The sequence below is a fragment of the Bradyrhizobium sp. AUGA SZCCT0158 genome (assembly GCF_018130065.1).
Lineage (GTDB): Bacteria > Pseudomonadota > Alphaproteobacteria > Rhizobiales > Xanthobacteraceae > Bradyrhizobium.
In genome coordinates this window covers 41,300-49,958 of sequence record NZ_JAFCME010000039.1, presented here as the reverse complement: position 1 = coordinate 49,958, position 8,659 = coordinate 41,300, and the positions used below count along the sequence as shown (strand labels likewise).

The 8,659-nt window shown below is 63.0% G+C and carries 10 protein-coding genes; 6 read left to right on the top strand and 4 right to left on the bottom strand.

Translation table 11 applies throughout. The features are described from left to right. Window positions 1–756: 756 nt before the first annotated feature. Both JQ574_RS32315 and JQ574_RS32310 read left to right on the top strand, forming a co-directional pair. On the top strand, window positions 757–1,290 hold the full coding sequence (locus JQ574_RS32315) for an isoprenylcysteine carboxylmethyltransferase family protein (protein ID WP_212214079.1): 534 nt from the start codon (window positions 757–759) through the stop codon (window positions 1,288–1,290). A 171-nt stretch (window positions 1,291–1,461) separates the two neighbouring features. Further along, a complete protein-coding gene (locus JQ574_RS32310; protein WP_212214082.1) occupies window positions 1,462–1,662 on the top strand; it encodes a hypothetical protein in 201 nt (66 codons plus the stop codon). Between the two features lie 102 nt (window positions 1,663–1,764). Here the strand turns inward: JQ574_RS32310 and aroC are convergent, their stop codons facing one another. Together aroC and JQ574_RS32300 are read right to left on the bottom strand one after the other, a co-directional pair. Further along, on the bottom strand, window positions 1,765–2,850 hold the full coding sequence (gene aroC, locus JQ574_RS32305; RefSeq protein ID WP_212214085.1) for a chorismate synthase: 1,086 nt from the start codon (window positions 2,848–2,850) through the stop codon (window positions 1,765–1,767). A gap of 103 nt (window positions 2,851–2,953) precedes the next feature. After that, window positions 2,954–3,553 carry a histidine phosphatase family protein gene (locus JQ574_RS32300; protein WP_212214088.1) on the bottom strand — a complete coding sequence of 200 codons (600 nt, stop codon included), beginning with the start codon at window positions 3,551–3,553 and terminating at the stop codon, window positions 2,954–2,956. A gap of 253 nt (window positions 3,554–3,806) precedes the next feature. On the opposite strand from JQ574_RS32300, the gene JQ574_RS32295 reads away from it, so the two are divergent. After that, entirely contained in the window at window positions 3,807–4,295 is a 489-nt protein-coding gene (locus JQ574_RS32295; RefSeq protein WP_209846728.1) for an RNA polymerase sigma factor, read from the top strand. 82 nt (window positions 4,296–4,377) lie between these two features. Then, the gene (locus tag JQ574_RS32290; RefSeq protein WP_212214091.1) at window positions 4,378–5,154 is read left to right on the top strand and encodes an anti-sigma factor; all 777 of its coding nucleotides are present in this window, start codon (window positions 4,378–4,380) and stop codon (window positions 5,152–5,154) included. 372 nt (window positions 5,155–5,526) lie between these two features. Here the strand turns inward: JQ574_RS32290 and JQ574_RS32285 are convergent, their stop codons facing one another. Next, entirely contained in the window at window positions 5,527–6,477 is a 951-nt protein-coding gene (locus JQ574_RS32285; protein WP_212214093.1) for a DnaJ C-terminal domain-containing protein, read from the bottom strand. Between the two features lie 148 nt (window positions 6,478–6,625). Beyond that, window positions 6,626–7,024, bottom strand: a complete 399-nt coding sequence (locus JQ574_RS32280) for an RT0821/Lpp0805 family surface protein (protein WP_312014768.1) — start codon at window positions 7,022–7,024, stop codon at window positions 6,626–6,628. 128 nt (window positions 7,025–7,152) lie between these two features. On the opposite strand from JQ574_RS32280, the gene pdxH reads away from it, so the two are divergent. Both pdxH and JQ574_RS32270 read left to right on the top strand, forming a co-directional pair. After that, complete coding sequence (pdxH, locus tag JQ574_RS32275) at window positions 7,153–7,806, top strand: pyridoxamine 5'-phosphate oxidase (protein WP_212214096.1); 654 nt, start codon at window positions 7,153–7,155, stop codon at window positions 7,804–7,806. Between the two features lie 16 nt (window positions 7,807–7,822). Then, the gene (locus JQ574_RS32270; protein ID WP_212214099.1) at window positions 7,823–8,575 is read left to right on the top strand and encodes an SDR family NAD(P)-dependent oxidoreductase; all 753 of its coding nucleotides are present in this window, start codon (window positions 7,823–7,825) and stop codon (window positions 8,573–8,575) included. The last annotated feature ends 84 nt before the right edge of the window (window positions 8,576–8,659 follow it).

Here is an 8,659-nt window from a genome sequence, read left to right as displayed (position 1 = left end):
GCAATGGCTTTACGGCTTATGACGCGCTCTCCCCGGTGAGACGGCCTCTATTGCCACCGTCGCCCCTCGGAAGCGTTAGCTCCCGCAGGACTTGACGCCGTTACGGGCGCCAGGACCACACGCTTTCGCCGTACGCTTCAGCTGCACGCGTCAAGCGCAACTGTTGCGTCCACCGCGACCCGCCCCTCGTCGTGACGATGGCCAACGCCCTCTGAGTGGGACGGGATGGCGAGAATGTGCCGGTGATTTGGGTGGAAGGAAAGCGAAATAGTTTTGATTTTCGGAAATTTAGGACTTGACATGATTTCGATAAATCAGAAGTGATTTGCCCGTCGGGTTGATTTGTCGCACGCAGTCCTCAAGATTACGCTTGCATGCGAGGGGACGCAGCAACGTCGGTAGGGCGGATTGGAGCCCAACGGGTCCGCAAAGCGGACCTGTCGGGCGTAATCCGCCACCTTGGCTACATCGCAAACGGGGTCCGTGTTATCAAACGCTCTATGTCGAATGATCGTCACGCGATCGACCAGCGGAGATTCTAGCGAAGATGATCGCCTGACGATAACCTGGATGGCGGATTACGCCTTCCGCCTTCGCTCTGCGAGCTACGGCGGACAAGTCGGCTCAATCTGCCCTGCGAGCCGTGCCTCGTTGCCGTCGTGGCATTGGCTTTGGTCGTGCGCGGTTTCCGCTTTTGGGATAACTTGGCGAGCGTGTCGGCACCCGGATGACGACGGGAAACCAAGGGAGCTTGGAATGAGCTCGCAGCGAGTGTCGGGAACCGCCGTGCAACGAACCATTGCCGTGCTGGGCTCGGCGGTTTTCTTCGTGGTCGCCCCATGTACGCTGGCGGGGCTCGTTCCATGGTCGATCACGGGTTGGCAACTCCGGCCACCGTTCCTTGGTCTGGAGCTGACGCGCGGCATCGGCGCGATAATGATTCTCGCAGGCGTGCCTGGGCTCGTTGACGCATTTGCGCGTTTCGCGCTGCAGGGTCTCGGCACCCCCGCGCCCATCGCGCCAACCCGGAATCTCGTGGTGACCGGTCTCTACTGTTATGTGCGTAATCCAATATACGTCGCGGTCGTTGCCATCATCCTGGGTCAAGCGGTGCTGATGGGCGATTGGCGCCTCATCGTCTACGGCGCGCTGCTCTGGCTCGCCTTCCACGCCTTCGTCGTGGCCTACGAAGAACCCACGCTCGAGCAGACGTTTGGGAGAGAGTACGAGGCGTTCCGCGCCGCCGTCCCGCGCTGGATACCGCGGATGACCCCATGGCGGTCGAAATGATCGGTGGCCCGCGGTTGTGCGAGCCGCTGCTCGCGACCGGTCTCGGATGCTTCTCGGCCGCTTCACCGGCGCCGCTACCAGTCGCAAAAAATGCCTGAACTGTGTCCTCAATCACATGAACAAGACGAGATCGTCTCTATAAGCCATCGAGGTGTTTGGTGGGGATCCCAGATGGACGATGATTTTTATAAGGAGCGAGCACGACAAATACGTGAACTCGCCACTCAAGCCGATCCATTCATTAAGCAACGCCTATTACGCCTTGCGGGCAATTACGACGCAATGATCACGCGGACCAAGCCAGCTGCTTTGTTCAATGTCCCCGACATATCTGCTGATCAGTGCGCAGACAATAACGGCCGCAAGGACTAAGCCCGTCGACCGTAGGGCGGATTGGAGCGAAGCGTAATCCGCCGTTCCGTCGAAAACAAAACGGCGGATTACGCTTCGCTCCAATCCGCCCTACAAACCTATTCAGCCCACCTGCCCGCGATGGCGCAGCAGATGATCCGCCAGCACGCAGGCCATCATGGCTTCGCCGACCGGCACTGCGCGGATGCCAACGCAGGGATCGTGACGGCCCTTGGTCATGATGTCGGTGTCGGCGCCGGAGCGATCCACGGTCTGGCGCGGCGACAGGATCGACGACGTCGGCTTTACCGCAAAGCGCACCACGACCGGCTGGCCGGTGGAGATGCCGCCCAGCACGCCGCCGGCATGGTTTGACAGGAAGCGCGTGCCGTTATTGCCGGTGCGCATCTCGTCGGCGTTTTGCTCGCCCGACAATTCGGCGGCGCCGAAACCTGCTCCGATCTCGACGCCCTTCACCGCGTTGATGCTCATCATCGCCGCCGCCAGTTCGCCGTCGAGCTTGGCGTAGATCGGCGCGCCGAGGCCAGGCGGTACGCCTTCGGCGACGACTTCGATCACGGCGCCGATCGAGGAGCCGCTCTTGCGGATGCCATCGAGATATTGCTCGAAGAAGGCGGCCTTGTCCTTGTCCGGGCAGAAGAACGGATTGCGCGCGATCTCGTCCCAGTCCCACTTCTCGCGATCGATCTTGTGCGGACCCATCTGCACCAGCGCGCCGCGCACTTTCACCTCGGGCAGGATCTTTCGCGCGATGGCGCCGGCCGCAACCCGCGTCGCGGTCTCGCGCGCCGACGAGCGTCCGCCGCCGCGATAATCGCGCAGGCCGTATTTGGCCTCGTAGGTGAAGTCGGCATGGCCGGGCCGAAACTTGTCCTTGATCTCGGAATAGTCCTTCGAGCGCTGGTCGGTGTTTTCGATCAGAAGCGCGATCGGCGTTCCCGTCGTCACCTGCACCCCGGTCTCGGGATGCGCCATCACGCCGGACAGGATTTTGACGGCGTCCGGTTCCTGGCGCTGGGTGGTGAAGCGCGACTGGCCGGGACGGCGGCGATCGAGATCCTGCTGGATGTCCTCGTTGGTCAGCGGGATCAGCGGCGGGCAGCCGTCGACCACGCAGCCGATCGCGATCCCATGGCTCTCGCCGAAGGTCGTGACCCGGAACATGTGACCGAAGGTGTTGAAGGACATGGTGCTTCGCGCTGGTTTCGTTGACAGGCAACGCTCACGTTGATTGTCAACGTTATGAAGGACGTGGATGCCCGGGACAAGCCCGGGCATGACGATGGCTGGATTAACTATACTTCAGCAGACCTCCGTCCCGGAACACGTAAACTGCCCCCTGCTCGATGGTCAGGTCCGCGGCGCTGAGCGGCGTCTCGATGCCGAGCGCCACCATCAGGGCCCGCGCCGTGCCGCCATGCGCCACCGCGACCGTGTCCGCCGCCACCGACCCGTACCAATCCTGCATCCTCGCTTGCACGTCGACATAGCTCTCGCCGCCCGGCGGCGACACCGTCCATTTCTCGGCCTGGCGTTTGGCATAGAGATCGGGGTCGCGCAGCTGTAACTCTGGCAGCGTCGCGCCTTCCCACTCGCCGTAGCCGATCTCGCGCAGGCGGTCGTCGAGCGCGTAGCCGTCACGCGGCAGTTCCAGTGAGCCGCGCACCAGCTCCATCGTCGCGCGGGCGCGGATCAGCGGGCTTGCGACAAACGAAAGCGAATTCTTGTCATGGCCGTTGCGCAAAAGGAGATCGGCGAGGACATTGCCGGCATGGGCCGCCTGCCTGCGGCCGAGATCGTTCAGCGGAATGTCCTGCACGCCTTGCAGCCGCCCTTCGGCATTCCACGATGTCTCGCCATGGCGAATGTAATAGATGACAGGCGCAGGCATCGGACTGGCGGCTATTCCTCAGGCGACGAATGGAAGAGCGCGGCATGCGGCTTCCAGTCGCGCTTGGCATTACGGTTGGAGGTACACCAGCGCTCCAGCGTGGTACAGTCCAAATCCGCTTGAGGGTAATCCTTGGATTAACCCTGGGATTAACGCTGTCTTGCCTGAGCCTCAACAGGCGGAATAGACGCGTCGTTTAGGTGTTATGTTGGTTAAGGCGTTCGCGCCGTACCGACCTGAATATCTGGTGACAATGACCGCGTTTCGCCAAAGTGTCGAAGCCATGATTCCGGCGCTGCGCCGCTACGCGCGAGCGCTCGCGCGCGACGCCGATATCGCCGATGATCTGGTGCAGGACACGCTGGTGCGCGCGTTGCGTTCGGAACGGTTGTTTCTCGGCGGCGACGTCAGGAGCTGGCTCTATACGATCCTGACCAACCTCAACAAGAACCGGCGGCGATCGCTGGCGCGGCGGCCGCAATTCATGCCGCTGCTCGACAACAACCCGGACGCCAGCGGGACCGAAGCGGAAGGCCGCGACATCGCCCGCGCGCTGTCGACGCTGGTGGAAGAGCAGCGCTCGGTGCTGCTGCTCGTGATGCTGGAAGGCTTGAGCTACCGCGAGGTCGCCGACATCCAGGGCGTACCGATCGGGACCGTGATGTCCCGGCTTGCCCGGGCGCGCGCGCACGTCAAAGCCTCGCTCGAGGGCGAGCGCACCGCGCTGAGACGGGTGAAGTGATGCAGGCGATGCAAAGAAGACGCGTGATGGCAGGCGATATGCATAGGCAGATTCCGATCCGGAATAGACAGAGACGACGACGATGACCAACCCCCATATTCCCGTCACCGAAGACGAGCTGCATGCTTACGTCGACAACGAGCTGCCGGCGGAGCGCCGCGGCGATGTCGAAGCGTGGCTCGCGACGCACCCCGACGATGCGGCGCGCGTGCGGTCGTGGCGCACGATGGCGGAAGCGCTGCATGTCCGCTACGACGGCATCGTCGATGAGGCGGTTCCGAGGCGGCTCGAGATCGAGCGGCTGGTGCGCCAGCCGCGCAAATGGTTCTACGCCGCGATTGCCGCAACGCTGGCGGCATTCATTGTCGGCGGCGGTGTTGGCTGGATGGCGCGCGGTGCGTCCGCGGCGGCCCCGTCGGCGATCCAGAATTTCACGCTTCATGCGCTCGAAGCGCACCGGCTCTATGTGGTCGAGGTGCGCCATCCCGTCGAAGTGCCGGGCAGCGAACGCGCGCATCTGCAGGCCTGGCTGACCAAGCGCTGCGGCTGGCTGGTGCGTGCGCCGGAACTGACCGGGGCAGGATTGAAGCTGGTCGGCGGACGGCTGTTGCCCGGCTCCGGCGGACCTGCATCCTTCATGATGTATGAGAGCACATCGGGCGAACGCTTCACGATCTACACGGCAAAGTCGGAAGCCGAGGCGACGCAGATGCGATTTTCGTCGGAGGGCAAGGAGAGCGCCTTGTTCTGGGCCGATCGCGGCGTGGCCTATGTGGTGGTGAGCAGCATCGGCGACCGTGGCCGACTGACGCAGATCGCCCAATCGGTGTATGACCAGATGGAAAAACCCGGGGGTTGAGCGCGCTCACCATCAAGGTTGCACAAGCCTGTTGTTCGATGCGTTTTCCTTGGCGTTTTCCTTGCGCGAGCCGCGGTTCACTCCGCGTCGGGTGCGCGGCACGGCGTCGTTCGAAAACGCCGTAGGTCAAGCCGTTTGTCCCAATTCTGACATCGAAAATCTGGAATCAAGACATCGGCACGTCTCATTATCGCACTGGGTGATCACGCGAAAATGAGCGGCGTTCGATCCGCCGATCGGCGCAAGCGGCCTCGATCGGGGTTTGGTACCGCGCTGGTCCCCCTTTCGAGGCCGCCCTTTTAAAGGGAAGCGCCTGAATTGGTTCGGGAAATGGCCTGCCGCACTCCGCTGTTTTATTAGCCGTGTTTTTGGTCAGCCGAAATCGCTGCGCGGGTTGTAAGGGTGGCCGTCGCGCCACTTTTGCATCAATGCTTCAAGTTCGGCATCGTTCCCGTCGGGAAGGATAATCCTTGTCGTGACGAACAGGTCGCCGGTCCCGCCTGCCTTCGGCAGCCCCTTGCCCTTGAGACGGAAGGTGCGACCGCTGGAGGTGTTCTTCGGGATCGGAAATTCGACCGCGCCGCCCAGCGTCGGCACCCGAATCTTGGCCCCGAGCACCGCCTCATAGAGCGTGATCGGCAGATCGAGCCGCAAGTCGCTGCCGTCGATCTTGAAGAAGGGATGCGGCGCAATGCTGACAGTGATCAGGAGGTCGCCCGGGGGATGGCCCTGCGCGGTCTCGCCCTGGCCCTTCAGCCGGATTTGCTGACCGGCGGCGACGCCTGCCGGAATTTTGACGTTGAGCTCCTTGCCGGTCGGCAAGCGGACGCGCTTCTCGGCACCCTTGACCGACTCCTCCAGCGACACCGTCATGGCGACGCTGAGATCGAGATCGAGGCCGATCCCGCCGGTATCGAATTCAAATGCGCGGCCACTGCCGGGACGTTGCCCGCGGGCCGCGCCGCCGAACATGCTGTTGAGGATGTCCTCGAAGCCGCCGCCGCCGGGGCCGCCGCCGCTGCGGAAAGTATGGCTTTCAAAGCCGCCGGCGGGGCCGGCACGGCCGCGCGGGCCGCCGCCGGGAAAACCCTGAAAGCGCGGCTTGCCCTCGGCGTCGATCTCACCGCGATCGAACTGCTTGCGCTTGTCCTCGTCGCCGATGATCTCGTTGGCCGAGTTGATCTCGGAAAACCGCGCCGCGGATTTCGGATCGTTGGTGTTGTTGTCGGGGTGATGCTTCTTGGCGAGCTTGCGGTAAGCACTCTTGATCGCCGCAGCGCTGGCGCCCCGCGGCACCCCCAAGACCTCATAGGGGTCGCGCATCCGTCACGTCTCCTTCACGGGAAATCGGTTCTAACCAAAGGGCTATTCGCCCGCTTTGCCTTCATCTGGGGAGCCAGTTGCATTTTTGCAACTGCCCATGCTGCTGAAAACTGGCCCCAAAACGGGCCCTCAAGATTCTTGGGGTAGTTTAGCTCCGTTTCCAGGGTCTGAGGGTACGAATTTCCCATCGACCCTGTTCACCCCGGCAGGCGGCACCCTGCAGCCAGCTTTCCGCACGATCCTTGACGTAGCTGGCCAGGAAATCCCGGCAGGTGCGGCCATCGTCCGAGGCATAGGCCTGGGACAGCGGCGTTACCGAACCCCGCGCGCCGGTTTCGGGGTTTTCCCAGGGCTGGCTGGAATCCTTGCCGCCTTTGGTCAACACATCGGAAGCGGCCGTGCGGGCAAAGGCCAGATCGCTCTCGGTCGGCACCGGAGGGGCGGCCGGTGGTGTCACCGACCCCGTGACGTCTTTTTCTTCCAGCTTGGCGAGCACGTCGGAGCGGGACATGCTGCAACCGCCCGCGCCGAGGCCGATCAAAATCATCGTCATCACCGCGCCCGCCGGCCGGATCGCCGATAGGCCAATGCGTCCCCATGTCCTATATAGGGCGAACCTACACTGGGACTGTAGCGCGCTCTCTGACGCGAACGGACGCAACTGGAACTCCTGGCATGACCGACACAACCTCCATCAAACACCCGACACCGTTAACATCGGGTGATTTTACCGCCGCCGAGGAACCGTTTGCGTTGTTCGGTGCGTGGTTCGCCGAAGCCGTGAAGGCAGAGCCGAACGATCCCAACGCGATGGCGCTCGCAACCGTCGATGCCGACGGCCTTCCCGATGTGCGGATGGTGCTGATGAAAGGCTATGATGCGGATGGTTTCGTGTTCTACAGCCACATCGCCAGCCAGAAGGGCCGCGAACTCGCCGCAAATCCTAAAGCGGCTTTACTATTTCACTGGAAATCGCTGCGCCGTCAGGTGCGCATCCGCGGCAACGTGTCGCCTGTGACGCCGGAAGAAGCCGACGCCTATTTCGCCACCCGCCCGAAGCAGGCGCAGATCGGCGCCTGGGCCTCTAAGCAATCGCAGCCGCTGGAAAGCCGCTTTGCCTTCGAGCAGGCGATCGCGCTGGTCGCCGCCAAGCACGTCATCGGCGAGGTGCCGCGTCCGCCGGGCTGGAGCGGCTGGCGCATCGAGCCGGTCCGTTTCGAATTCTGGCACGACCGTCCGTTCCGTCTCCACGACCGCATCGAATTCCGCCGCGACGCGCCGGTCCAGGGGCAAGTTCAGCCTTGGACCAAAGTGCGGCTCTATCCCTGAAGCCTGAAAGTATTGCATGTCGACTTCCACCAATGCGCCGCGACGCACGCTGCTCCTGACCGGAGCCAGCCGCGGCATCGGCCATGCCACCGTGATCCGCTTTTCCTCCGCCGGCTGGCGCGTCATCACCTGCTCGCGGCATCCTTTCCCCGAAGACTGCCCGTGGGACGCCGGGCCTGAGGATCACATCCAGGTCGATCTTGCCGACCATGCCGATACCACGCGGGCGATTTCGGAAATCCGCCAACGGCTGGAAGGCGGCGCGCTGCATGCGCTGGTCAACAATGCCGCGATTTCGCCGAAGACCGCAGCGGGCACGCGGATGGGCACCATGGATACCGACATCGAGACCTGGAGCCATGTTTTCCGGGTGAACTTCTTCGCACCCATCATGATGGCGCGCGGGCTGATCGAGGAATTGAAGGCCACCAAGGGTTCGGTAGTGAACGTCACCTCGATTGCGGGCTCGCGCGTGCATCCGTTCGCGGGCGTGGCCTATGCGACGTCGAAGGCGGCACTTGCTTCACTCACACGTGAAATGGCCTCCGATTTCGGCCGCGTCGGCGTCCGCGTCAATTCGATCGCACCGGGCGAGATCGACACCTCGATCCTGTCGCCGGGCACCGAGAAGATCGTCGACCAGCAGATCCCGATGCACCGCCTCGGCACACCGGACGAGGTGGCCAAGATCATCTACGTGCTGTGCACCGAAACCAGCAGTTACGTGAACGGCGCCGAGATTCACATCAACGGCGGCCAGCACGTCTAGAGCGCGATCTGATTTGAATCAGAACCGAAGCTCTGGATTCTCTTTCTGACGCGTTTTCTTTGCGCGAACCGGCATGCTCCCCCG